The sequence below is a fragment of the Treponema sp. HNW genome (assembly GCF_050320395.1).
GTDB lineage: Bacteria > Spirochaetota > Spirochaetia > Treponematales > Treponemataceae > Treponema_C.
Genome location: NZ_CP144459.1, coordinates 972510 through 994762 on the forward strand (window position 1 = coordinate 972510; position 22253 = coordinate 994762).

28 protein-coding genes are annotated in these 22253 nt (G+C 43.5%); 19 read left to right on the forward strand and 9 right to left on the reverse strand.

Annotated elements, in window-relative coordinates; translation table 11 throughout:
• The first annotated feature begins 17 nt into the window (after nt 1-17).
• The 6 genes from comJ to V1L52_RS04540 all read left to right on the forward strand — a co-directional run bounded on the left by comJ (nt 18) and on the right by V1L52_RS04540 (nt 2153).
• Nucleotides 18-494, forward strand: coding sequence for a competence protein ComJ (gene comJ / locus V1L52_RS04515; RefSeq protein WP_428771110.1), 477 nt, complete (start codon nt 18-20; stop codon nt 492-494).
• A gap of 79 nt (nt 495-573) precedes the next feature.
• On the forward strand, nt 574-780 hold the full coding sequence (relB, locus tag V1L52_RS04520) for a type II toxin-antitoxin system RelB family antitoxin (protein WP_428771111.1): 207 nt from the start codon (nt 574-576) through the stop codon (nt 778-780).
• The gene (locus V1L52_RS04525; RefSeq protein ID WP_428771112.1) at nt 781-1095 is read left to right on the forward strand and encodes a type II toxin-antitoxin system RelE family toxin; all 315 of its coding nucleotides are present in this window, start codon (nt 781-783) and stop codon (nt 1093-1095) included.
• A gap of 28 nt (nt 1096-1123) precedes the next feature.
• Entirely contained in the window at nt 1124-1660 is a 537-nt protein-coding gene (locus V1L52_RS04530; protein WP_428771113.1) for a hypothetical protein, read from the forward strand.
• Between the two features lie 80 nt (nt 1661-1740).
• Entirely contained in the window at nt 1741-1830 is a 90-nt protein-coding gene (locus V1L52_RS04535; RefSeq protein WP_428771114.1) for a hypothetical protein, read from the forward strand.
• Nucleotides 1831-1943: 113 nt separating this feature from the next.
• Nucleotides 1944-2153: a hypothetical protein gene (locus V1L52_RS04540; protein WP_428771115.1), complete on the forward strand. Its 210-nt coding sequence runs from the start codon at nt 1944-1946 to the stop codon at nt 2151-2153.
• A gap of 184 nt (nt 2154-2337) precedes the next feature.
• On the opposite strand, the gene V1L52_RS04545 is transcribed toward V1L52_RS04540, so the two are convergent.
• Entirely contained in the window at nt 2338-2508 is a 171-nt protein-coding gene (locus V1L52_RS04545) for a hypothetical protein (RefSeq protein WP_428771116.1), read from the reverse strand.
• 260 nt (nt 2509-2768) lie between these two features.
• Here V1L52_RS04545 and V1L52_RS04550 point away from each other — a divergent pair, with 260 nt between their 5' ends.
• From V1L52_RS04550 to V1L52_RS04595, 10 genes are all read left to right on the forward strand, one after another.
• Nucleotides 2769-3509, forward strand: a complete 741-nt coding sequence (locus V1L52_RS04550; protein ID WP_428771117.1) for a YebC/PmpR family DNA-binding transcriptional regulator — start codon at nt 2769-2771, stop codon at nt 3507-3509.
• Nucleotides 3510-3529: 20 nt separating this feature from the next.
• The gene (gene ruvC, locus V1L52_RS04555) at nt 3530-4060 is read left to right on the forward strand and encodes a crossover junction endodeoxyribonuclease RuvC (protein WP_428771118.1); all 531 of its coding nucleotides are present in this window, start codon (nt 3530-3532) and stop codon (nt 4058-4060) included.
• A gap of 24 nt (nt 4061-4084) precedes the next feature.
• Nucleotides 4085-5200 carry a DNA adenine methylase gene (locus V1L52_RS04560; RefSeq protein ID WP_428771119.1) on the forward strand — a complete coding sequence of 372 codons (1116 nt, stop codon included), beginning with the start codon at nt 4085-4087 and terminating at the stop codon, nt 5198-5200.
• 65 nt (nt 5201-5265) lie between these two features.
• Nucleotides 5266-5895 (forward strand): Holliday junction branch migration protein RuvA, encoded by a 630-nt coding sequence (gene ruvA, locus V1L52_RS04565; RefSeq protein ID WP_428771120.1) that lies wholly within the window; start codon nt 5266-5268, stop codon nt 5893-5895.
• 29 nt (nt 5896-5924) lie between these two features.
• A complete protein-coding gene (ruvB, locus tag V1L52_RS04570) occupies nt 5925-6947 on the forward strand; it encodes a Holliday junction branch migration DNA helicase RuvB (RefSeq protein WP_428771121.1) in 1023 nt (340 codons plus the stop codon).
• Nucleotides 6922-8070, forward strand: a complete 1149-nt coding sequence (gene queA / locus V1L52_RS04575) for a tRNA preQ1(34) S-adenosylmethionine ribosyltransferase-isomerase QueA (protein WP_428771122.1) — start codon at nt 6922-6924, stop codon at nt 8068-8070. Before ruvB ends, queA begins: the two co-directional genes overlap by 26 nt.
• A gap of 165 nt (nt 8071-8235) precedes the next feature.
• On the forward strand, nt 8236-8838 hold the full coding sequence (locus V1L52_RS04580; RefSeq protein WP_428771123.1) for a PadR family transcriptional regulator: 603 nt from the start codon (nt 8236-8238) through the stop codon (nt 8836-8838).
• A gap of 29 nt (nt 8839-8867) precedes the next feature.
• The gene (locus V1L52_RS04585) at nt 8868-9455 is read left to right on the forward strand and encodes a GNAT family N-acetyltransferase (protein ID WP_428771124.1); all 588 of its coding nucleotides are present in this window, start codon (nt 8868-8870) and stop codon (nt 9453-9455) included.
• Entirely contained in the window at nt 9448-10344 is an 897-nt protein-coding gene (locus V1L52_RS04590; RefSeq protein WP_428771125.1) for a CPBP family glutamic-type intramembrane protease, read from the forward strand. The genes V1L52_RS04585 and V1L52_RS04590 overlap by 8 nt, the downstream gene beginning before the upstream one ends.
• Nucleotides 10328-10465: a hypothetical protein gene (locus V1L52_RS04595; protein ID WP_253688076.1), complete on the forward strand. Its 138-nt coding sequence runs from the start codon at nt 10328-10330 to the stop codon at nt 10463-10465. Before V1L52_RS04590 ends, V1L52_RS04595 begins: the two co-directional genes overlap by 17 nt.
• A 22-nt stretch (nt 10466-10487) precedes the next feature.
• Here the strand turns inward: V1L52_RS04595 and V1L52_RS04600 are convergent, their stop codons facing one another.
• The 6 genes from V1L52_RS04600 to loaP are packed head-to-tail and all read right to left on the reverse strand — an operon-like array spanning nt 10488 to nt 17035.
• Complete coding sequence (locus V1L52_RS04600) at nt 10488-11321, reverse strand: FAD binding domain-containing protein (protein WP_428771126.1); 834 nt, start codon at nt 11319-11321, stop codon at nt 10488-10490.
• A complete protein-coding gene (locus V1L52_RS04605; RefSeq protein WP_428771127.1) occupies nt 11311-11799 on the reverse strand; it encodes a (2Fe-2S)-binding protein in 489 nt (162 codons plus the stop codon). The genes V1L52_RS04600 and V1L52_RS04605 overlap by 11 nt, the downstream gene beginning before the upstream one ends.
• The gene (locus tag V1L52_RS04610) at nt 11771-13855 is read right to left on the reverse strand and encodes a xanthine dehydrogenase family protein molybdopterin-binding subunit (RefSeq protein ID WP_428771128.1); all 2085 of its coding nucleotides are present in this window, start codon (nt 13853-13855) and stop codon (nt 11771-11773) included. The genes V1L52_RS04605 and V1L52_RS04610 overlap by 29 nt, the downstream gene beginning before the upstream one ends.
• Nucleotides 13845-15032 (reverse strand): DegT/DnrJ/EryC1/StrS family aminotransferase, encoded by a 1188-nt coding sequence (locus V1L52_RS04615; RefSeq protein WP_428771129.1) that lies wholly within the window; start codon nt 15030-15032, stop codon nt 13845-13847. The genes V1L52_RS04610 and V1L52_RS04615 overlap by 11 nt, the downstream gene beginning before the upstream one ends.
• A complete protein-coding gene (locus V1L52_RS04620; protein WP_428771130.1) occupies nt 15019-16515 on the reverse strand; it encodes a polysaccharide biosynthesis protein in 1497 nt (498 codons plus the stop codon). The genes V1L52_RS04615 and V1L52_RS04620 overlap by 14 nt, the downstream gene beginning before the upstream one ends.
• Nucleotides 16502-17035 carry an antiterminator LoaP gene (gene loaP / locus V1L52_RS04625; RefSeq protein WP_428771131.1) on the reverse strand — a complete coding sequence of 178 codons (534 nt, stop codon included), beginning with the start codon at nt 17033-17035 and terminating at the stop codon, nt 16502-16504. The genes V1L52_RS04620 and loaP overlap by 14 nt, the downstream gene beginning before the upstream one ends.
• 129 nt (nt 17036-17164) lie before the next feature.
• On the opposite strand from loaP, the gene V1L52_RS04630 reads away from it, so the two are divergent.
• On the forward strand, nt 17165-17680 hold the full coding sequence (locus tag V1L52_RS04630; protein ID WP_428771132.1) for a hypothetical protein: 516 nt from the start codon (nt 17165-17167) through the stop codon (nt 17678-17680).
• 9 nt (nt 17681-17689) lie between these two features.
• On the forward strand, nt 17690-19123 hold the full coding sequence (locus V1L52_RS04635; protein WP_428771133.1) for a hypothetical protein: 1434 nt from the start codon (nt 17690-17692) through the stop codon (nt 19121-19123).
• Nucleotides 19124-19190: 67 nt separating this feature from the next.
• On the opposite strand, the gene V1L52_RS04640 is transcribed toward V1L52_RS04635, so the two are convergent.
• Nucleotides 19191-20465 carry a glucose-1-phosphate adenylyltransferase gene (locus tag V1L52_RS04640; protein WP_428771134.1) on the reverse strand — a complete coding sequence of 425 codons (1275 nt, stop codon included), beginning with the start codon at nt 20463-20465 and terminating at the stop codon, nt 19191-19193.
• Between the two features lie 199 nt (nt 20466-20664).
• Between V1L52_RS04640 and V1L52_RS04645 the strand changes: the two genes are divergently transcribed.
• The gene (locus V1L52_RS04645; protein WP_428771135.1) at nt 20665-21330 is read left to right on the forward strand and encodes a hypothetical protein; all 666 of its coding nucleotides are present in this window, start codon (nt 20665-20667) and stop codon (nt 21328-21330) included.
• Between the two features lie 20 nt (nt 21331-21350).
• Here V1L52_RS04645 and kduD read toward each other — a convergent pair whose 3' ends face one another.
• On the reverse strand, nt 21351-22109 hold the full coding sequence (kduD, locus tag V1L52_RS04650; RefSeq protein ID WP_428771136.1) for a 2-dehydro-3-deoxy-D-gluconate 5-dehydrogenase KduD: 759 nt from the start codon (nt 22107-22109) through the stop codon (nt 21351-21353).
• Nucleotides 22110-22253 lie beyond the last annotated feature (144 nt).

Consider the following 22253-nt stretch of genomic DNA (forward strand, 5'->3'; position numbering starts at 1 on the left):
GTTGATAAATAAAATCTATGGCTCGGGAATCGCATACATCTTGCAGTTTGGATTTATGTTACAGACAATTTCATATTTTCCGCAAAGGACTTAAAAATCCCTTTAATGAATGGAACGAAAAACATGTTGAGCAGGGGTTTTCATTCCGGCCGGAATCCGTCGGTATTATGACGATTTCCGAAAGCGGGATTTTACACATCGATGTATCGCAGGACGCGGTTATCTGCGATGACGCAAAGCGTATTTTGGAATTCAAATTTACGGTGCCGAATAATTGCATTGAAATTGCGACTGTTACCGCTTCATGTTTTTATAAAATTAAACGCGGAGATTATAAAGTGAGAATTCAATTAAGTTCGCAGCGGGAAGGGGAAGATTTGTGCCGCATTTCCTTTTTGCCTATAGCGAAGGATGACGATTTCCCGCGGTATTTAAAGTACGACAGTTCCATAATAAGACCTTGCGGTTTCGACTTACATACGGTCGGTGCTTAAAACATATTTGACATCTTAATGCTTTACCGCTATACTTGTATAGCGATATACTCGTATAACATTTACTTCGGAGGTGTTTATGTTAGCCTTACGTTTAAAACCTGAAACCGAGTCGCGCCTTGAACGGCTCGCACTTAAAACGGGCAGAACAAAAACATTTTATGCCATACGGGCTATTGAACAACAGCTCGATGATATGGAAGATTACTATCTTGCAGAAGATGCGTATAATGAATGGGTAGAGGGCGGAAAAAAAACGTACTCAATCGATGAGGTTTTTTCCTAAGTGTATACGGTAAACTTTTCTCCGAAAGCCGCCAAGCAGGTACGCAAACTTGAAAATAATATTAAAAATGCCGTTTACGATTATGTTCAAAAATTGAAAACACTAAAAACATCGACCGATTTGTATAATAACGGCGGTACGGAATTGGCAGGTAATTTAAAAGGTTTGTGGCGGTTTAAACACAAGTCATTTAAAGATTTTAGATTGCTTGCGGTACTTGAAAACAATATTTTAACAATAACCGTTCTCGGAGTGGAAAAAAGAAGCGACGTATATAAAAATAAAGAAAGAATAGCGAAACAAATAAGAAAGTGAATAAGTACCGCAAAATAGGTAAGGGCGTATGACAGATAATGTTGAATCTGGCGATATCAAAATACACTATTGCCTAATAAATTTTATCCTCGCTTCCCGCAGTTTTTATTGTCTATGGTTTGATGACGGTAAAAGGGATAGATTTTTGACCGATACGACAAATACATTACTTTATTTTGAAAACGAAAATGAAATACGGAATTTTTGTACTGCACATAATTTAAATATTCAAAAAAATAAAGCGGTATGTTATAACATAGATAGTTTTATGCATGAATTTAATTTATATGATATAGATTGCAATATATTTTTGGATTATTGGAATATTGCTTCCGATATGGCATATACATATAGTGAGCATTTTATCGGTGATGATGACGGTCCATCCGGGGAAACAGTCGGTGTGTATGATAAATTATTTTACGGAAATAATCTTCCTGCCTTAAAGAAGGAATCTTCGGAAGTGTACATTCCTATATGGGAACGGGACGAACTCGATATTATACAAGCTGTTTTTACTGACATTAAAAGAATCTTTCATACATGTTTGGGAAACCTGACATAAATGCAAAAAAACGTAGTCAATTTTGACACCTCAGTGCTTTACCGCCAAGTTCTGAAGAAGAAAGATATATTACTATCGGAATGGTGGAGAAGGTTTTATTTGTCAGTTATACGGAACGTGTGCATAGCATCCGTTTAATTTCCGCACGAAAAGCGAAAAGGAGGAAATAGATGAATACTATAAAAACAATGACGATCGAAGAAATAAAGAATTACCGTTTAACGGAAGAAGATAAAAAAATCTTACCGAATTTAAAACAATCGATTATTCGGATTGCCCAAGGTTGACAAAAGAAGAACTTGCCGAATTTAGACCTTGGTATGAAATTCATCCCGACCGGGCACATCTTAGCGATGAAAATATTCTTACACATATGGAGCCGGAACTGCGCAATGCGCTGAAAATTGAAGAAGAAGGGTACCAAAAACGAATCAATCAGGTTTTAAGGTGGACATTTGATAATAACTGTCCCTACATGGTTTGCGCCGAATAGCAAAAAAAAACGGGGTTGTTTTAAAAGTCGGTTACTTTTAAAACAACCCTTCGAGTTTAAAATTAAGTCTTTATATTGCAATGACTTAATTTTAAACATCGCGCTCAAAATCAAGGTAACTGTCCTAAAACCGAAGTTTTCGGACAGACTTGCTTTTCTTTCCCGTACCCGGGTTCACTGCGTTTTATCTGAAGTCCTTGGGGCGGCGTTCAAGACGTTTGCATTTTGTACATTCCGCAACGTTTTTTACCTTTCCGCCTTCACACAGAGTTTTCATAATAACTTCACCGCCGCACGTACAAAAAAACTTGTGAGTTGCGACCGTAGTACGAGAGTTTTTACTGGCTCCTGCCATAAACTGCCTCCGGATATTAAAGTGCATTGATTATAATCTTTTTTTGACTCTTAGTCAATAATGCGGTTTTAAATCGGTTTTACCGGTATTGAATTATCTGACATTTTCTTACAGATATTTACTTTTTTGCCGTCCCGGTGCGGTCTTTCTACCGTGATTGACAGAGAATTCTCCTTGTGTTATAATCAAGGACAGCTCTAGAAACTCGGTCAGCTTTTTAGAGGTTTTTCAACAGTATTTTATATGTGATAGGAGTTCCGATGTCAGGACATAGTAAATGGGCAACCATTAAACACGCAAAAGGTGCTGCGGATGCAAAGCGCGGGCAGCTGTTTACGAAATTCATTAAAGAAATTTCCATATCGGCCCGTATGGGCGGAGGAGATCCCTCTTCAAATCCGCGTCTTCGTACGGCTATTTTAAAAGCCCGTGCCGCAAACATGCCTAAGGACAATATCGAACGCGCGATCAAAAAAGGAACGGGTGAACTCGGCGGTTCCGTTTACGAAGAAAAAATCTACGAAGGATACGGACCGGGCGGAGTTGCCGTTTTGGTTGAAGTGCTTACCGACAACAATAACCGTGCCGCGGCAAACGTGCGCAATATTTTTTCAAAAAGCGGCGGAAACCTCGGTGCAACGGGTTCGGTTGCCTATATGTTTAACCGCAAGGGCGTTATCGAATACGATGCCGAAGCCGTTAAAGAAGATGAAATAATGGAAGCAGGTCTTGAAGCCGGAGCCGAAGACATTGCCGAAGACGGCGGCGTCATTACGGTTACCACCGATCCTGCCGATTTTGAAACCGTTCTCGAGTTTTTGCAAAACAAGGGCTATGAATCGGTTTCCGCAGGAATTTCCATGGTTCCGGATACCTATTCAACCCTCGATGCCGATACGACACGTAAGGTATTAAAGTTGATTGACCGCTTGGAAGAAGATGACGACGTACAAAACGTCTATTCCAACATCGATATTCCCGAAGGCTTCGAGGCGGAATAAACACCTTGTCCTTTGTGTCTATGCCGGGAACGAAGAAATTCGTTTCCGGTACGGCGTCTTCCTCCAAGATGCCGCCTTTGAGGCGGGTATTGGGGTTAGACCCCGGGCTTGCATCGACGGGCTGGGCCGTAGTTGACTACGAAGATTCCCGGTACCGCTGTGCGGCTCAGGGCGTTATCGAAACCGAAAAAGATTTAAGCAGGGGAGAACGCCTTTTACTTATCTATAACCGGCTCCAAGAAATTATCGATGCATATGAGCCTTCCGAAGCCGGTATGGAAACTCTTTATTTTGCCAAAAACGTAACGAGCGCTCTTTGCGTTGCCGAAGCGCGCGGTGTGCTTACTCTGTGTTTGTGCAGCAATTCTATTCCGCTTTTTGAGTATTCACCCAACTGTATAAAAAAATCGGTTTCGGGAACCGCAAAAGCCGATAAGGCCCTTGTGCAGCAGTATGTAAAACTTTTGCTGGGCTTATCAGAAATTCCCAAGCCGGATCATGCGGCCGATGCTCTGGCCGCAGCAATTACTCATATTCACAGCACTTGCTGAAAGGCGTGCATGATAAGGCATAGTATGGACGGCGAACACACGGAATATTTGACTGAACAGCTCATTACCTATTTGGGTAATAAGCGTTCTTTACTTAACTTTATTGAGGAAGCGGTATCTTTTGTTCAAAAAAAACTGAATAAGCCCAAGCTGCGCGTTTTCGACGCTTTTTCCGGTTCCGGAATTGTGTCGCGTTTTTTTAAGCAGTACGCTTCATATCTTATTGCAAACGACTTTGAATTATACAGTCATATTATAAATACCTGTTATCTTTCAAATTCCGATCAGCGAGATATGGTTGAATTGCGCGGCTCTTTTTGCATTCTTGAAGAAAAGCTTGAAGAATGTGAATGTTCGGGAAAATGGACGCGCGGTATTATCAGCCGCCTATACGCGCCGAAAAACGATAAAAATATAAAGAAACATGAGCGTGTTTTTTATACAACGCGTAATGCCGCCTATTTGGATACGGCGCGTTCGATGATTGAAGAGTTTCCCGCACATATCCGCCCCTTTTTTATTGCCCCGCTTTTGGCCGAAGCTTCAGTCCACGCAAATACGGCGGGAGTTTTTAAGGGCTTTTATAAAAACCGCGACACGGGTATAGGCACCTTCGGCGGAAAAAACGGCGATGCCCTCAGCCGCATTACCGGCAATACTGAACTTCCTTTTCCCGTATTCAGCAAATACGACTGCGAAACCCTCATCTATAAAAGCGATGCGAATGAGCTTGCCCCCTCGCTTCCGGAAGTGGACATAGCTTATTTTGACCCTCCCTATAACCAGCATCCCTACGGTTCAAACTATTTTATGCTGAACCTCATCGCCGAAAATAAAGAACCCTTTAAGCCCAGTGAAGTATCCGGAATTCCGGCCGATTGGAACCGCTCCGTTTACAATAAGGCATCTTGTGCAAAAAAAGCGCTGTATAACCTTATAGACGATGTTAAGGCCTCCTTTGTTTTACTTTCTTTTAATTCCGAAGGTTTTATTCCAAAAGAGGAAATCGTAAACGATCTTAAAAAGCGGGGCAAGCTCGAAATCTTCGAATCTCCCTATACCGTTTTTAGGGGAAGCCGTAATTTACACAAGCGTAATACCTGTGTTACAGAGTATCTTTTTTTGCTCGAAAAAAACTGATACAAGCTTTTTTACCCTTCTTCCGTCGGCTTGTATTTTCGTTAAAATAAGATTATAGTAGTACAATGTTTAACAGTATTGCAGGTACGATTACGTACAAATCGCCGCAAACCGTGTATATTGAAAATCGGGGACTTGAATGGGATATTACCGTTCCGCTTACATCGATTGATTTGCTTCCCAACGTGGGGGAAACGGCTAAAATATATACCTGGCTTTATCACCGCGAAGATGCCATGAAGTTATTCGGCTTTGCAAGCGAAGCCGAGCGAAGCGTTTTTATCGATTTGATGAAGGTCGAGGGCGTGGGCGCTAAAGCCGCTGTCCGCATCCTTTCTTCGGTCAGTGCGCGCGAATTGGCCGAAGCTTTGGATTCGGAAAATATCGCCCGCCTTGAAAAAATTCCGGGAGTCGGTAAAAAAACTGCGCAAAAAATGATGCTTACTTTAAAGGGAAAGTTAAGCCTCGACGATGCGGGCGATTTTGTTAAAGTATCCGCCTCCCGTTCGGGCATCTATGCTCAGTGGGCGGACCTTATTTCGGCTTTGATGAATATGGGCTATGAAAAACACGCCTGCGAAGAAACGGTCGAAAAACTTTTACAAAGTCTTGAAGAAGATGCGGACTTTAAATCGAAAAATAAGGCCGCCCGCGAAGAACTGCTTTTCCGCCGCGCCATTGTGGAACTTGCTTAAGCAGGACGGGAATCGCTACGGGAGAATATATGTCTGAAGATATTTTAAGAGCGGCAGTCCCTATGGATGAAGACCGCGATATAAACCTTCGCCCCAAATTTTTGGATGATTTTTTGGGACAGACAAAGATAAAAGAAAATTTGGGCGTTTTTATCAAAGCGGCGCGTGAACGAAGCGAAAGCCTCGACCACTTGTTTTTAATAGGGCCGCCCGGATTGGGAAAAACCACCCTTGCGCAAATAACCGCACGGGAACTGGGGGCGGACTTTAAAGTAACGAGCGCCCCCGCATTGGACAAGCCCAAAGACCTTGCAGGCATTTTATCGACTATCAGCGAGCGTACCGTTTTTTTTATCGACGAGATTCACCGTTTAAAGCCTGCAATAGAAGAAATGCTTTATATCGCAATGGAAGATTACGAGCTTGACTGGGTGATAGGGCAGGGGGCCGCCGCCCGCACGGTGCGTATTCCCATTCCTTCTTTTACCCTTGTAGGCGCGACTACAAAGGCCGGTATGGTTTCAAGTCCGCTTATCAGCCGTTTCGGTATTGTTCAGCGTTTCGATTTTTACGCATCGGAAGAACTTGCCGCCATTATACGGCGTTCCGCTTCCATTTTAAATATTGAAGCGGACGATGATGCCGCTTCTCTTATGGCCGACTGTTCGCGCGGCACCCCCCGCGTTGCAAACCGCATTTTACGCCGCATGAGGGATTTTGCCCAGGTTGCGGGAAGCGGCCGTATTACCAAGGATATTGTGAGCGCCGGTTTGGATAAACTGGAAATAGATTTTCTCGGCTTGGAGCGCTACGACCGCGCTATTTTACGTTCCATTATCGAAAACTTCGGCGGCGGCCCTGTCGGGGCGGAAACCCTCGCCATATCCATCGGAGAGTCGGCCGATACTTTGGAAGATTATTATGAGCCGTATTTAATACAATCCGGTCTTTTACAACGGACGCCGCGCGGCCGCACGGTAACCGAAAAAGCGTACACACATTTGGGATTACAGGGAAAACGTTTACATGCTGACGAAAGACTTTTATTTTGATTTACCCGACGAACTCATTGCCCAGTATCCGTCAAAGGTGCGCGGCGAAGATAAGCTGATGGTTTTAAACAAAACCGACGGCCGTATTTTTCATCATATGATTGACGATCTGCCCGATTTAATCGAAGAAGGCGCTCTGATGGTGTTCAATAATTCAAAGGTGCGCCCATCGCGCTGTTATGCCGAAAAAATCGGTTCGGCTTTTTCAAAACCGGCGCCTTCTTCAAAGCCGGTTGAGTTTTTATTGCTTGAACCCCTCGGTTCTTCCGGTGAAACGCCTTCTTCAAACGGCGCTCCGGCCGGCACAAGTTCCTTATGGCGCGCGATGGTAAAAAACGCAAAAAAACATAAGCCCGGAAACCGTTACCGTTTTGCAGACGGTAGCTTTGCCGAGATAGTCGAGCGCGCGGAAGATGCGGGAACCGAATTCCGTACCCTCTCTTTTGAGCGCTCCGAAGCCTGCCGCGCCCATGAGTCTTACGGTGCAAAAAAACGCTTTTGTCCGGATGAAGCCTGGTTTGAAAGAAACGGTCACATGCCGCTTCCTCCCTACATAAAACGAAGCGATACCGAAGAAGACGCTTCGCGCTATCAAACCGTTTATGCCGAAGTGCCCGGTTCCGTCGCCTGTCCTACTGCGGGCCTTCATTTTACCGAGGCGCTGCTGGAGCGCTTGGCAAATAAGGGAATTGAAAGAGTTTCTGTAACCCTTCACGTAGGTTTGGGAACCTTTTTACCCGTCCGAAGCGAACGTATTGAAGACCATGTAATGCACCGCGAAGTATATACCGTCAGTCCCGAAACGGCGGAAGCCGTAAACCGCGCAAAAAAAGAGGGAAGGCCGGTTATTGCGGTCGGCACTACGGCGGTACGGACCTTGGAGTCGGCTTGGAAAGACGGAGCTCTTCATAGCGGAAGCTCTTCGACAAATATCTTTTTATATCCGGGCTGCACTTTTAATGCGGTGGATAAACTGATTACGAATTTCCATACGCCCGAATCGACGCTTTTAATGCTCGTAAGCGCCTTTTCCGGAAAAGAGCATATATTCAATGCCTATAAAAAAGCCGTGGAAAACCGCTACCGTTTTTTTTCATACGGGGATGCGATGTTTATCCGCTGAACTTTTAAGATAAAAAAGGACGTATCCGTCAAGATTTCCGGTTAATTACTTTTCCCATATATGAGGCATCATAAAACTTATTAAAAAAATAATATAGTAAAATTATTGACAGTACCTAAAAGGTATGTTACTATAAGGTATATATAGAAATGAACAGGTGTTTTTATGGATAAAATAATTTTAGGAATTTTACTGTTACACAGAATGACTGCATACGAGATAAGAAATGTTATTAAAAATAATTTTAAATCCATGTGCAGTGACAGCCTCGGAAGCATTCAGGTAGCTCTTAAAAAATTGCTTGAGCTGAAAATGGTTGGTTTTGAAGAACTGGTCGAAAAAGGAGTAAATAAAAAAAAATACTCAATAACCGATATCGGGCAAAAGGCATTACTAGATTGGATAAAGGTGCCGCTTAATACTTCAAAAACAAAGAATATGGATTTTGCAAAACTTCTTTTTATGGGCTATGTTCCGAAGGAAAGCCGGAAATATTTAATCGATCAAATTATTGTCTCCTTAGAAAAAGACTATGCAGCATTAAAATCCGTAAAAGAGTCAATAAATGTTGAAGATGAAAGAGCTGCTTTAAAGAATTATTTACTTACCGATAAAGAGTATCAAAAAAGAATTAAAGCATTGCATAAAAAAAATATATCCGAAAGCATCGAAGACATCGGTACATTCACGATGGCTGCCTTGGACTATGGAATCGACATCGCTGCTTTTAATATGGAATGGTTTAAAAAATTGAAAAAAAGCATATAAAGAACAAACAGGCATTAAAGGAATTCCGTATGAAAAAAATAAGACAAGCACAAGAATCTGATAGAAACAAAATTGTCGATTGCATTCTCGATGCATTTCAAAAAGATTTTTCCGAATTTATAAATAAAGTCGGAAAGAATAAAGTAGAAAGTTTTCTTAAAGAATGCATAAGAATAAATTATTTTTATCTGATAGAAACTGAACAGGAAATTATCGGAGTTTTAGCACTTTCAGATATTAAAGGAAGAACTGTAAATGGAGCAAAAAAAGCAGCTCAAAAATATTTCGGAGCCTTTGTCGGCCGGATTTTATACATGACAAATTTCAAAGATTTTGAAATTAATTATTGTAATTCTGAAACTACAGGCTTTATAGAATTTGTAGCCGTTAAACAAAAATTTCAAGGCCGAGGTATCGCTTCTTTTTTGATAACAAAAGTAATATCCGAAACAGGTTATACAAACTATCTTTTGGATGTGACAGATACAAATTTTGCAGCAATTAATTGCTATACTAAATTAGGTTTTATCGAAATAAAACGGGAGAAAGTTATGTTCGGTAAGCAAAAAGGATTTAAAGAAAAAATATTTATGGAGTATAAAAAAGAAGATGAATAACACAAATATAACTAAACGAAATATAATTATTTTTACAATTTTCAGTACCCTTTGCGGCTGGATAGGATATCTTGTCGATAAATTGACAGGTCAAGCTCATTATGAAAATATCGGTACAATGGCAGGCGAAGAGCCCTTGGGAATGCTTATTTGGTTAGTATCGCCATTAATTTGTACAATGGTTCTGCGCACTTTTGGCGGAGACGGCTGGAAAAATGCAGGATTCGCATGTAATTTTAAAAATAATAAAATATTATATTTAATAAGTTTTTTGGTATATCCGGTCGTTACTATAATTGTTATTTTACTGGGCGTAATAACAAAAGGTATCAGATTTTCCAATATGAGTATAGGTCTTACGGCTTATTTCGGAATTTTGTTTACACAGATTACAATTCAATTTATAAAAAATATATTTGAAGAATCCGTGTGGAGAGCTTATCTTACAAATCAATTATTAAAGTTAAAATTATCCGATTTAAAAATATATTTACTTATCGGATTTATATGGTGGCTTTGGCATTTGCCTTATATTATGATATTTCTTTCCGAAAGTGAAATACAAAATATCTTACCTGTTGGAAGATTGGCATTTTTCTTGATAGGAACAATCGTAGTTACGGTTTGGACGGTAATGTATACTGAAATTTTTCAAATTACAAAATCCGTATGGCCGTTGGTTATTGCTCATACCATGGAAGATGCGGTGATAAATCCGTTACTTTTATTGGGTATTGTCTCTATAGAAAAAAATCAAGCATTTCTTTTTTCTCTTTCAGTTGGTTTGATTCCGACAATTCTTTATCTGATAGTGGGATTATCCATTCGAAAATGGAGAACTAACCCAAAATTTTTCTATCAATCAGCAAAAATTGGTAACCGGTTTTAAAGATTGTTTTAACACTACAATAAATGAATACACTCAAAAAATAAGAATGACTAAGGCTCTTGAATTACTTTATAACCATGAGTTATCTATTGTAGAAATAGCACAGACGGTAGGCTATTAGGGCGACGGTTACTTTCAAATGTTTAGAGTAATGTTTTAAGAGCATAGTGCAAAAGATTTATATACTGCTCTTTTAAAATAGGCGGACAGGCTTTGTGCGATTTTTCCGCTTCCGCATCGTAAATCTGCGATGCCTTTTGTAAAACCGATTCAATATCTTTTTCGGATAGGGGAAGGCGGGAGCCTATGATGGAGTTTTCCATTTCCCGGCTTTTAACCGAAACGGGTCCGCAAAAGGCCGCGCTCATATCGCCGAGGTAGCCCTTTGAAGTGTCCGCCAAAAAGGCGAATGATACCGAAAGCGGGCTTATTTCATAAGCCGGTCCCAAGCGGCGGAAGAGGGCGGTTGTCCAATCCTCAACGGGCATGTGTATTTTTGAAAGTAAAAAGCCTTCGGGGACCGAAACGAATTTGGAAAGCGGAATCTGTATTGTTTCAAGGGCGCTTTTAAATTCCAATTTTGCGTCCATCGCCAAAAGCGGAGCGAATAAACTCATTTTATGGTCGCTTCTGCATGTATTGCCGCCTATGGTTGCCAAATTCCTGATATTGTGCGAGGCGACCGAAGAAACCGCGTCGTAAAAAAAAGCGGGAATACGTTTTTTACCCAATTCCAAAATGCGGTTTAAACTGACCGCTGCGCCGAATTCCACATAACGCTCTTTTCTGTCTATGATTTGCAGCTCCGGAATATGTTTTATAAAAAGGGTCGAGCGGGGCAGTTTTATTCCCGTTCCGTCAGGGGTTTTTCCGTATGAAGTACATCCTGCCGCCACTTTTAAATCCGGGATATTCTTTAATTGCTGCAATGCTTCCGTTAAAGTCGAGACAAAAAAGGTATCGGTTTTAGCGTCCATATTTAATACTCCCGAGGCGTTTTCTGCGTATCTCCGAGGCAAGCATAATCGCATCTGCAAGGGGTTCGTCTTCCGTACATGAACATGAAAAAGTACGCAAACGTTCCATAATAACGAAGGCTTCGGTTCGGCTGCCCGATTCTATTATTTCATGTGCGGCAAAAATTCTTCCTGCATTGCAAAAACCGCAGAGTTCTATGCCCGTACTGCGGAATGCCAATTCAATATCGAGGTAATCTTCGGTTTGCATAAAATATTCCAAGGTAATGATTTCGGCATCCCGCACCGCCGAAACGGGGATAAGGCACGAAGGAACGGAGCGGCCCTGAATAAAGACCGTACAGGCACCGCACAGTCCCTTGCCGCATCCGCATTTAACGGAAAAAAAGCCCGCTCTTCTTAAAACGGCGGAAAGCGGTTCTTCCGCTCGGCATTCGGCGTTTAGAGGGTTATGATTTATGTTCAGCCGTATGAGCACTTTCTTCCTCCTTTTCCCTTTCTTTGATACAGGAATACACCGCCTGCGGAGTAAGGGGAAATCGTTCTATTCTTTTTTGCAAAGCCTGGCATACCGCATTTCCTATAGCCGCCGGCAGTACATTGAATACAAGTTCTCCTATTTGTTTCGGTTCGCTATTGCCCGGTATAAAATCTATAAAAATTGCCGGCAGGGGATTGCTTTGAAATTCTTCCGAGCATGAAAAAAGCCGCCGTATCGATTGGTGTACCGCGAATTCGGCCTTTGAATCATAGAGAATGGTTCCTCCGTCTATGCTTATCCAAATATTACGAACGATATATGTATAAGTTTTCGGGTTAAGCTCAATCTCCGCCGCCGCTGCCGCCCATGAGGTGGTATAAAAGGGCGTACCTTTAAATTCTTCCTGCGACCAGCTGCTTTTTTTTCCGGGGGTGAGACTGCGCTTTACCCGTATCGGGAGCGGCTGACGGAACCTGAGTTTTTGAATTGCCGCACAACATTTTTTCAGCAATTGTGTCATGACGCTGATATTGCTCATAAGCGTTTCGGGAAGTTCCGTTGCTTCCGATTGAGAAGAGCCGCCGTTTTCGATTTTTACCGATGCAACGGGAATGCTTAAAAGTTCCGCTGCTATGCTTTTCCAAATATTGGAGACGGTTACCGACGATGCATTTGCATAAATACGGGTACTGCCGTCTTTTTCCATACATACTTCCAAGCTTTGACGCAAGGAATTGATTTTTGCTCCTAAAAAACCGCTTCCCTCATATCCGCATGAAAATCCTATACCGCGCAGCGGAACGGTTGAAAACAGGTTTTCGCTTTTAAACCCGTTCAGCTTATAGCTCGAGAATTTGCGGTAAAAATCGCTTTTATCCAGTACATTTTGTATAACGGCCCGTACCGGCTCGGTTTCAATACGGAAGGGAAAGTTTTTTTCCGTTTTTTTTGCCGCAAAGATATTTTTTAAACGTATATCCGCCGAATTCAATTCGGAGGAACGGGCCAATTCCTGTATTTGCGATTCCATTGCATAAAATCCGTGGTAATCCGCCCACTGCATGGAGGCGGCTCCGCTCGGATTATACGAGCGGTATGCCCGAGCTTCCACGGTAAAATTCTCCGGTTTGTATATGCTCAAAGAGGTAATTGCCAACCTGTCCAAAAGGGGCGATATAAAGGGATTAAAGGCTCCCGCATCGACCGAAACGGAAACAAAAGCGCCGGTTATGGTTCCCTCATTGTTGATTGCGGTCTTATGCCTGATTTTTACGGGAAGGGGGCGTTCTATATACAGCATTTGTTCGCGCCGTGAAAGGCTCAATAAAACGGAGCGCTTTGTCAATACCGCCGCAAGGGCACACTGAACGCTTAAAACGGTGTTATGCCAGGGCGCATTCGTTTTTACCGCGGAAAAGAGGGTTTTGTGGAGCTGAATCGAACTTTGTTCTCTGTCCAATACGGCACAAAGATTTTGATACAGATGGGCCGTCCAGCGGCTTGCCGTATGGACATTCAGCGTTTTCCCCTGTATACGGCAAAAGGCTCCGTCGGTTTCCGAATTTGACGGAAAAAGCAGATTCAATTCGTAGGTTTTATCCGCCCGTATTTTTGCATTTTTCCATGCCGAATCGAAATTTCCGTATCCGTATCGGCGTTCGGCCAATATGTCTCGGGACGTTTCTTTTTTTGAGGAAGCAGATGAATCGAAGGCCTGCGTACAGCTTATGTTCAGCTCGCAGGCAATCCGGTGCAGCCTGTAATAATCGGGACCGGTCAGTATGCCGATCGGTTCTCCCTCATATGAGATTTTATCCCACGCAAAAACCGGAAATTCGCTACCGAAGGTTCGGATAAGTTTTTCTCCGGGAATATCTTTTGCCGTAAACAGGGAGTATCCTTCAGGCAAACCTTCGTGTTTTATATCGCGTATACTGCCGTTTGCTATCGGACTTCTTATGAGTACGGCATACAAAAAGTCGTTTTTTGCCGTATCGCTGTAAAATGAGGATGATACGTGTATCTTCGATACGGAGGTTTTATCAGTTTTCATAATTGTTTTTCCCGATGTCCGTAACGGTTTGAATAACCTGCTCTATCATTGCATCATCCATATCGGGCCACAGCGGAAGGCTCAGTGTCGTTTCGTAGAGCTTTTGTGCGTGCGGAAAACTTCGGACGTTCAGTCCGCAGTGTTTTTTAAAAAAGGTAAAATGAAAATGGGGAATAAAGTGCACGGATATATTAATGCCCCGCTGCTGTAAAAGGGAACCGAATTCGTCACGGTTTATAGAAAGTTTTTCTCTGCATATACGCAGTAAATATAAGTGCCATGCGTTTCCCTCACCGTCGGGCGGGCATTCCAAAAAATCGAAGTTTTTAAAAGCTTCGGTGTACCGAAGAGCGATTTTTTTTCGCTTTTCGCCCAAAATTTGAGCTTTTTTTAACTGCTCGCGGCCGATTGCAGCCAAAATATCGGGCAAATTGCATTTAAAGCCCGCTTTTACCACATCATACTTCCATGAAGCGTTTTTTGACGTATAGCGGTCCCAAACCGTACGGTCTATGCCGTGCATACGCATAATCCGTACCGCCTCGGCTATTGTATCATTGTTTGTACAAATCATGCCGCCTTCGCCGGTTGTAATCGTTTTGGTGGCATAAAACGAAAAGACACCCGCATCTCCCAGGGTTCCCGCATAGCCTTGAGCGGTTTTTGAAGGAAATGCATGGGCCGCATCTTCTATTACTTTTACACCGTAAAAATCCGCTATGCGCTTTATTTCAGTCATATTGCAGGGAAGGCCTCCCATATGAACCGGAACGATGGCGCGTATGGAGCGGTCTTTTTTCAGTTTTTGTTCTATTTGTGCAGGATCTATATTGTAACCGTCTTCCTCCGTATCCGCATACACCGCTCCGCCTCCCAAGTGAAAGGCTGTCGTTGCCGTGGAAACAAAGGTGTAGGGCGTAGTCAGTATTTTCGTGCCCGCCCGTATGCCGCAAGCCGACATAGAAAGCATAAGGCCCGAAGTCGCACTGTTTACCGCCAAGGCGTGTTTACAGCCGACAAAATCGGCAAATTCTTTTTCGAAAGCCGGGGCTTCCTGTCCCGTTGTAAGCCAGCCGGAGCGCATAACACGCAGTACCGCCTGTTCTTCTTCAGTGCCGATAGAGGGTAAAAAAAAGGGCACGTTCGGTTCCTGCCCTGAGCGTTCAGATATTGCCATTATAGGATTCCTTTAATGAAGGGACTGTCTCCGTTAAAATCTCCAACAGTGCGCTGCGGCTGCGGTAGAGGTTCGGGGTTCCTGCGACACAGATAGGATACAGCTTTTCCAGTATCTTGTGCAAGGGAAAATCATCGCAAACCGGATGCAATTTGAGGATTTTCGGATATTCGGTTTGCAGGGGATGCTCCTGCTGCGTCCACAGGGGTTCTTCCATGCGTTCTCCCGGCCGCAAGCCGATGTAACTTATCCGTACGTCCTTATCGGGTTCAAGGCCCGAAAATCGGATAAATTGGCGGGCTATTTCTTCTATTTTTATAGGCTCTCCCATATCCAAAAGGTAGGGAGTCGCATTTGAACCGACCCCGCCCGCTTTTAAAACAAGGGAGCATGCTTCGGGAATTGTCATAAAATAACGCTTCATTTCAGGGTGCGTTACCGTAAGCGGGCCGCCCGTTTTTAACTGTTCGGCAAAGAGGGGTAAGATTGAACCTCGCGAGCCGAGTACGTTGCCGAAGCGTACAAACATATAGGCCGCACCTTTTTTTTGTATATCCGGATTGTTTTCCCGGAGGGTTTGAGCCGCTTGCAGCACAAGCTTTTCACACAGCATTTTTGATACGCCGTATACCGATACGGGTTCTACCGCCTTATCGGTCGATATAAGTACAAAGCGTTCGGTTCCGCAGGCAAGTGAGGCGTCCAAGAGGTTTTTGGTTCCGAATACGTTGTTTTCAATAACCGCAACCGGATTTTCTTCCATAAGCGGTACGTGCTTATAGGCTGCACAGTGAAAAATCACATCGGCCTTTAATTTTGAAAGAATATAAAACATATACTCTCGGTTTTTCAAATCGCCGATAACGGGGACAATCACCGCTTTTTCGCCGACTCCTTCTTTTTGCAGTATATGCAGTTCCTTATCGATTTGATAAATCGAATTTTCTCCGTGTCCGAATAAATACAGCCGCTGCGCCCCTCCCGAAAGCAGTTGACGGGCAAGCTCCGAACCGATTGAACCTCCTGCTCCCGTTATAAGAACACGTTTTCCGCGTAAATATGCCAGGCTTTCTTTGAGGGAGAGGGTAACCGGCGTACGTCCCAGGACATCGAGGGGGTCTATTTCACGGGCTTGAATAAGGTGGGCCGTTCCGTCCACTATCTGCGATATTGCAGGCAGTATTTTTATGCGGCTGAAACCGGCGCGGGAAAGGCTTTCGTATATCGATTTTATGCGCTCTTTCGGGGCCGAGGGCATTGCGATAATAGCTTCATCGCGGTCGGCATGCCGTAAAAACGAAATAAACTCGTCGACGGGACCCAAGACGGGAATTCCGTCTATTTTTTTTCCGATAAGTTCCGGGTCGTCATCGATAAAGGCGGCCGTTTTACCGAAAATCTTTTTTCTGCCTATCTCGGCGGCAATCATTTGACCCGCAAAGCCCGCTCCGATAATGTAAATAAATTGTTCACTGCGGTTCATTTCGGCTTTCCTCCAAAATATCGAAGGCTAAATCGATTAAAAAATGCTCGTTTGCAAAATCAAGGGCTATTTTTGCTCTTTTTTTGCGTTTATCGACCTTTACTATTAAACCTTCCAAGCCCTGCATGGGGCCCGATTTTACGACAATGCGGTCGTTTTCATCAAAACCGACCTCGGATGTTTCGGCAATACCGCCGAATTGTAAAAAATGACGTAAAATCGTTAAATCGCGTCCTTCGATGGCCGTAATGTCGCGGTTGTTTTTTAGAAAACGGGTAAAGTCCTTTGTTCCGCGCATGATATTGAAAAGCTGGGGATCTATTGCTTCGGCGGACACGAATATATAGCCGGGAAAAATCGGTCGTATTTCATGAGTCGTTTTTCCCATACGGCGCACGGCAAGTTTGCGTTTCGGAAAAAAGAATTCCTGTTTATCTTGTCGAAAATGAAGATAGCCGCTTACTCTTTCAATATATGCATCTTCTTTTAAAGTTCGCACCTGCACCGCAAAATATTTCATAGGATTTTTTTATCATACCATAAGACGCTTGTTTCTTCAATCGCAGATGCTTTTTTTGCTAAATACCGGAGAAAAAAAACCGACAATATAAAGAGGATAGTTTCAAACAATTATTCTTTATTGGAGGGGATGTTGAAAAGGGCAGTACATCTTTTTGTTTTATCGTTTTTTTTGACCGTGCCGGCATGTGTATCCGCTTCTTCCGTAAGCATCTTTATGTGTCAAAAAAATTCCGATGTCGAGGCCCTGAGAGCTTCGACGCTGATGATTGAAAGCGGCATACTTGAAACTTTGTTTGACCGCGGCCATATTGTTTCAAGCGGAGAACCGGCAGTGTTTGATTCCGATATTCAGGAAGCCGCTCAAAAGGCTCTTAAAAGCAGTGCCGAAGGTTTTTTTGAATTCATGGTACAAATCAATGTTACCTATAAGGATAAAATGCCTGAAAATCCGGCAAAAATCGTTTTTGACGATATAGAAAATGTCGATTGGCGCATTGTACGGGTACGGAATAACCGCGATATTCAGGAAAAAAGGAATATCATTCCCGCAAAATTTGAAAATGAAAACGATACGCAGGCGCTCAGGCGTTTTGCTCAGGAGCTCGGCTATGCCGTTGCCAATGTAATACAAGGGATACGTTAAGGGGTTAGTATGACAAAAAATATCGCTGTAAAAATAAGCATTATCATAGCCGCCGTGCTGTTTGTAAGCGCTTCAAAGCCTTCTTTGGACGGACGGGCTCTTGTGGCTTCTCCGGGAGAACTTCCGCCGGGTTTATATGTTAAAACTGCAGCCTTTTTACCCGGAGATACCGTGTTAATTACCAATCCTGCGGCAAAAGTGAGCATTGAAGCTTTGGTTTTCGGAACTTTCAGTCCTTCCGAAGGCGTTGCCGTCGTGTTGTCCCCCGAAGCCGCCGATATCCTTTTTATTGTCAAGGATTCAAACAGTATTGTGCAGCTTACAAAAAACGGAAGAGACACGGAACGTTCCGTTTTGGCAAAAGCCTTTGATGCCCTTCCTCAAGCCGACCCGGCCGCAAAAAATGGAGACGATTCGGTTTTATATGAAGAGTATGTAAAAGCGGAAGCCGATCCGGTACAGGAGCTTCCGTCCGAAGCGGCAGACCCGGCCGAAGACAGGGATACGGCATCCGAAAGCGCCTCCCATACCGTCTTTGAAAGCTCTGAAGCGGCGGTTGTTGAACCGGTTCCCGAACCTGCAGTCGAAAAACAGGAAGCTTTTGCCGAACCCTCTGCAGAAATTGCTGCGGAAGGTGAAAAAAGCGTTTTTACTCCCTTTGCGGATAAGGACGAAACGGATACAAAGCATATTGAAATTGCCGAAACGGCGCAAAAAGCGGATGAAGAAGAAACGGAGGTTGTCCCGCCTGCCGAGGAGGTTTTCCAAACCGTGTATGATGAGCCCCTTGTTGAAACTCCGCTTGTTGCGGCTGCCGGCGATACTTTGACTGAAAAAACGGAGAACGGGCCGGAACTTGTACAGGAGCCTGAACCGGAGCTTTATGCCGAAGATGCAGTTTCTCAGCCTGAGGCAAGCGAAGTCGCAGCGGAACCCGAACCCGACGAGGCCGAATCGGAACCTGAACTTGTGCGGAAGACGGAATTTGAGCTTGAGCCCAACATTCTCATAGCGGCTGAAGAAAAGCCCCCCGTTTTTGAAGATGAGGGCGAGTCGGTAACGGCCGATGTATCCTCCGCCGAAGAAAGTGTTTTACCCGATTATTTTACCTATTCCGATGAAACCGAGGTTCTCTTTGCCGAAAAGCCCGTGTACGGTGAGCCGGCCGACCCCGATACGGAGCCATACCTTATAGACAGTCTTTCGGCTCTCGGGGCGGGAAGCTATTGCATTCAGCTTGCAACCTATAAAAGCAAGGCATATATAGCCGAGATTATAGAAAAATATGCGGATAAATATCCGGTGAAACTCCTTCAATCCGAAAAGGTACCCGAAGCTTATCAGGTTCTTATCGGACCTCTGAATAAGGACGAATATCCCGTTATCTTAAAACGCTTTGTTTCACGCGGCTTTAAAGACGCCTTTTTACGCACAGTGCGCTGATTTTTTGTTCCTTTAATTTTTCCTGCATACTCTGCACCGAATCCGGATGCGGAGTATGCAGAGAATATCAGCCTATAACCGTATGGTCCCGTATAACGGCATTCTTTTTTATGACAATGATACCGTCCGAAACCACATATTCCGCGGTTTCGCAGTCGGGCAGGGGATTACAGCAGCCTATCAGACAGTTATTGCCGATACGGGCGTTTTTATCGATAATAGCGCGTTTAATATGCGTATTGCATCCGATGCCTATATTGGGAATACCCTTTGCACGGTTTTCGGCTTTTTCTTCTTCCGTTTCGTAAAAGTCCGCTCCCATGCAGACAACTCCGTGCAAGGTCGACTGGCGCTCAATAACGCTTCGTATGCCGATTACCGAATCCGTAATACTTGCTTCGGTAATAACGCAGCCCTCGCTGGCTATACAGCGCGTCATTTGGGCATTATTCGTTTTTGAGGGGGGCAAATTGCGCGGTTTTGTAAAAATCGGCTTTTCTTCATCGTAAAAATTGAATTTAGGCGTAACGGAGGCAAGGTCGATTGTGGCATCGTAAAAGCTTTTAATCGTACCGATGTCTTCCCAGTATCCGTCAAAAATATACGAAAATACCTTATATTTTTTAATTGCAAGAGGAATAACTTCTTTGCCGAAATCGGTATATTCGTTATCCAAGGCTTCTTCAAGGATGGGAGCATCGAAAATATAAATACCCATCGATGCAAGGTAATCCTTACCCTGTACCGCACCGGGAGTGCGGCTTTCATCCGGAATAATCCAATCGCTTATATCGGCATCGGGGGCGGGTTTTTCCATAAACGCCGTTATTTCCCGTGTTTTATCGACTTTCATAATACCGAAGCCCGAAGCGTCCGAGCGGTTGACGGCCGTTGTCGCAATCGTTATCTGTGCTCCGCTTTGTATGTGATAATCAAGAAAGCCCCTTAAATCCATTTGATATAATTGATCGCCGGAAAGTATAATATAGTGGGTCGGTTTACGCGTTTTAAAGTGAATAAAGTTTTTGCGTACGGCATCCGCCGTTCCTTCATACCAGCCCGAATGTTCAAGCGTTTGTTCCGCTGCAAGAATCTCTACAAAGCCTTGGGAAAAGCGGTCAAAGTTGTATGCCGACGTGATATGCATGTGAAGCGATGCGGAATTGAATTGGGTAAGCAGATAAATCTGTTTAAAGTCCGAATTGATTGAATTTGAAACGGGTATGTCTACAATGCGGTGTTTACCCCCGAAGGGAACGGCCGGTTTGGACCGCTCCTTTGTCAGCGGATATAAGCGGGTGCCTTTACCGCCGCCGAGGATAATTGACAATACTTTGGGCATAAAAAAACTCCTTTTTTACTTTACGGTAAGCTCCCGTTAAAGCGCAGCAAAACGCAGAGGTACCGCTCATCCGTTACATTATACAATCAGTTGTAAAAAAACGCAAATCTTTTTTTTGTAATAATTAATAAAATTTGCTCTAAAGAACCGTATGCCCGATACTTGCATTTTCCGTTTTTTCGGGTATAATCTTTTTATTATGAAACTTTTTATGATTACGGTTCTTCCTTTAAGCCTCGTATATATGCTGACAAAAAATCACGAACAAAGTCCGGCAGCCTATGCATCGGCGTTAACGGGTTTGATATTGGGAGCCGTGTATGCTTTTATCGAATGTATGTTTACGCCTGCTTATTATCTTATACGGTATGCTTTTTTTCCGAATTACGGTTTTTATCTTTTTTTTGAAATAGTGCTTCCCTGTCTTTTTTGTACGGTTTTTTATGTGATTTTTATCAAAAAGCATGACAAGGTCCTGTTTTCCCTTTATTTTGTCTTTGCAGCCTTTTATGCGGTATATATGCCGGCTCGTATTATGCATCGGCATGATGTACTCGATTGGTACTTGTTGTTTGTAAAGCCGGTCATATATACATCCATGCTCATAGGTTTTAAACATACCTTTTATTTTCTCGGCGAACTATGCAGTAATTGCGGCCTTTTTCAGCATTCCGGTATTCCCGTATCGAAAGACCTTCCTAAACGCCTTTTTTTACTCGCAGGCTTTACTCTCGGTCTCGCCCTTATTCCGAGCGCCGTCGACGTTATGAATCTTTTAAACCTGCCTTTTTGGACGGTGCTTTCCGCAGCCTTCGTATACTGCGCCGTTTCGCTTTTCGGAAAAAAGATTCTAAAGTTTATCTGAAAAGACGGACTCCTGCTCTTTCAGCGCGCAAGCCAGCCGCCGTCTACCGCGAGTGTAAATCCGTTTATATATTCCGCCGCTTTTGACGCTAAAAAAACAACCGCTCCTTTTATATCGTCGGGAGTCCCCCATCGGCCTGCGGGTATACGCTCCAAAATGGCCGCGTTACGCTTTTCATCGGCGCGCAAAGCAACCGTATTGTTTGTTTCAATATAGCCGGGGGCAATAGCATTAACGGTTATGCCGTGCTGTGCCCATTCATTTGCCAATGTCATCGTTAACCCTTTTACGGCGCTTTTTGAAGCGGTATAGGACGGAACGCGTATTCCGCCCTGATATGAAAGCATTGAAGCTATATTGATGATTCTTCCGCTGTTTTGAGCAATAAAATGCTTTGCCGCTGCTTGGGATAAAAAAAAGAGGCTTTTCAGATTCGTATTTAAAACATCGTCCCAGTCTTTTTCCGAAAAAGCGATACTGTCTTCCCGGCGGATAATACCGGCATTATTTACTAAAATATCTATATGTTTGTAGGTATTGACCGCTTGGTTTATAATATTTTCGGCATTTGCGGGAACGGATAAATCCGCCTGTATCCCTTCAAAACGTCCGCCGCATTTTCGGATCATAGCCGGAGTTTCGCCGGGAGTACTGCGGTATACTCCGAAAATATCGGCACCCGCTTCCGCGAGGGCGCATGCCATTCCCTGTCCCAATCCCGTATTACAGCCGGTAACGATTGCAACTTTACCCGTCAGTTTAAAATCATCTAAAATCATAGAGGTATCCTGTTTGCGTAATCAAATGTAAGTTCAACTTTTTGTAGATATGCTATAATAACATACCGTATCGTTAAAAACAAGACTAAGCCGTTTTATTTATTTTATTTGCCGACGAACCGACCGGAGCCCTCAATTCCCGCG

Bases quoted from the DNA above. Each gene is read 5' to 3' on its own strand.
- V1L52_RS04615 (WP_428771129.1), bottom strand. From the start codon at position 15,032: ATGGCAATATCTGAACGCTCAGGGCAGGAACCGAACGTGCCCTTTTTT.
- V1L52_RS04620 (WP_428771130.1), bottom strand. From the start codon at position 16,515: ATGAACCGCAGTGAACAATTTATTTACATTATCGGAGCGGGCTTTGCG.
- V1L52_RS04630 (WP_428771132.1), top strand. From the start codon at position 17,165: ATGTTGAAAAGGGCAGTACATCTTTTTGTTTTATCGTTTTTTTTGACC.
- V1L52_RS04610 (WP_428771128.1), bottom strand. From the start codon at position 13,855: ATGAAAACTGATAAAACCTCCGTATCGAAGATACACGTATCATCCTCA.
- ruvC (WP_428771118.1), top strand. From the start codon at position 3,530: ATGCCGGGAACGAAGAAATTCGTTTCCGGTACGGCGTCTTCCTCCAAG.
- V1L52_RS04580 (WP_428771123.1), top strand. From the start codon at position 8,236: ATGGATAAAATAATTTTAGGAATTTTACTGTTACACAGAATGACTGCA.
- V1L52_RS04585 (WP_428771124.1), top strand. From the start codon at position 8,868: ATGAAAAAAATAAGACAAGCACAAGAATCTGATAGAAACAAAATTGTC.
- comJ (WP_428771110.1), top strand. From the start codon at position 18: ATGGCTCGGGAATCGCATACATCTTGCAGTTTGGATTTATGTTACAGA.
- ruvB (WP_428771121.1), top strand. From the start codon at position 5,925: ATGTCTGAAGATATTTTAAGAGCGGCAGTCCCTATGGATGAAGACCGC.
- V1L52_RS04635 (WP_428771133.1), top strand. From the start codon at position 17,690: ATGACAAAAAATATCGCTGTAAAAATAAGCATTATCATAGCCGCCGTG.
- V1L52_RS04550 (WP_428771117.1), top strand. From the start codon at position 2,769: ATGTCAGGACATAGTAAATGGGCAACCATTAAACACGCAAAAGGTGCT.
- loaP (WP_428771131.1), bottom strand. From the start codon at position 17,035: ATGAAATATTTTGCGGTGCAGGTGCGAACTTTAAAAGAAGATGCATAT.
- V1L52_RS04530 (WP_428771113.1), top strand. From the start codon at position 1,124: ATGACAGATAATGTTGAATCTGGCGATATCAAAATACACTATTGCCTA.
- kduD (WP_428771136.1), bottom strand. From the start codon at position 22,109: ATGATTTTAGATGATTTTAAACTGACGGGTAAAGTTGCAATCGTTACC.
- queA (WP_428771122.1), top strand. From the start codon at position 6,922: ATGCTGACGAAAGACTTTTATTTTGATTTACCCGACGAACTCATTGCC.
- V1L52_RS04535 (WP_428771114.1), top strand. From the start codon at position 1,741: ATGGTGGAGAAGGTTTTATTTGTCAGTTATACGGAACGTGTGCATAGC.
- V1L52_RS04590 (WP_428771125.1), top strand. From the start codon at position 9,448: ATGAATAACACAAATATAACTAAACGAAATATAATTATTTTTACAATT.
- ruvA (WP_428771120.1), top strand. From the start codon at position 5,266: ATGTTTAACAGTATTGCAGGTACGATTACGTACAAATCGCCGCAAACC.
- relB (WP_428771111.1), top strand. From the start codon at position 574: ATGTTAGCCTTACGTTTAAAACCTGAAACCGAGTCGCGCCTTGAACGG.
- V1L52_RS04600 (WP_428771126.1), bottom strand. From the start codon at position 11,321: ATGGACGCTAAAACCGATACCTTTTTTGTCTCGACTTTAACGGAAGCA.
- V1L52_RS04640 (WP_428771134.1), bottom strand. From the start codon at position 20,465: ATGCCCAAAGTATTGTCAATTATCCTCGGCGGCGGTAAAGGCACCCGC.
- V1L52_RS04560 (WP_428771119.1), top strand. From the start codon at position 4,085: ATGGACGGCGAACACACGGAATATTTGACTGAACAGCTCATTACCTAT.
- V1L52_RS04545 (WP_428771116.1), bottom strand. From the start codon at position 2,508: ATGGCAGGAGCCAGTAAAAACTCTCGTACTACGGTCGCAACTCACAAG.
- V1L52_RS04645 (WP_428771135.1), top strand. From the start codon at position 20,665: ATGAAACTTTTTATGATTACGGTTCTTCCTTTAAGCCTCGTATATATG.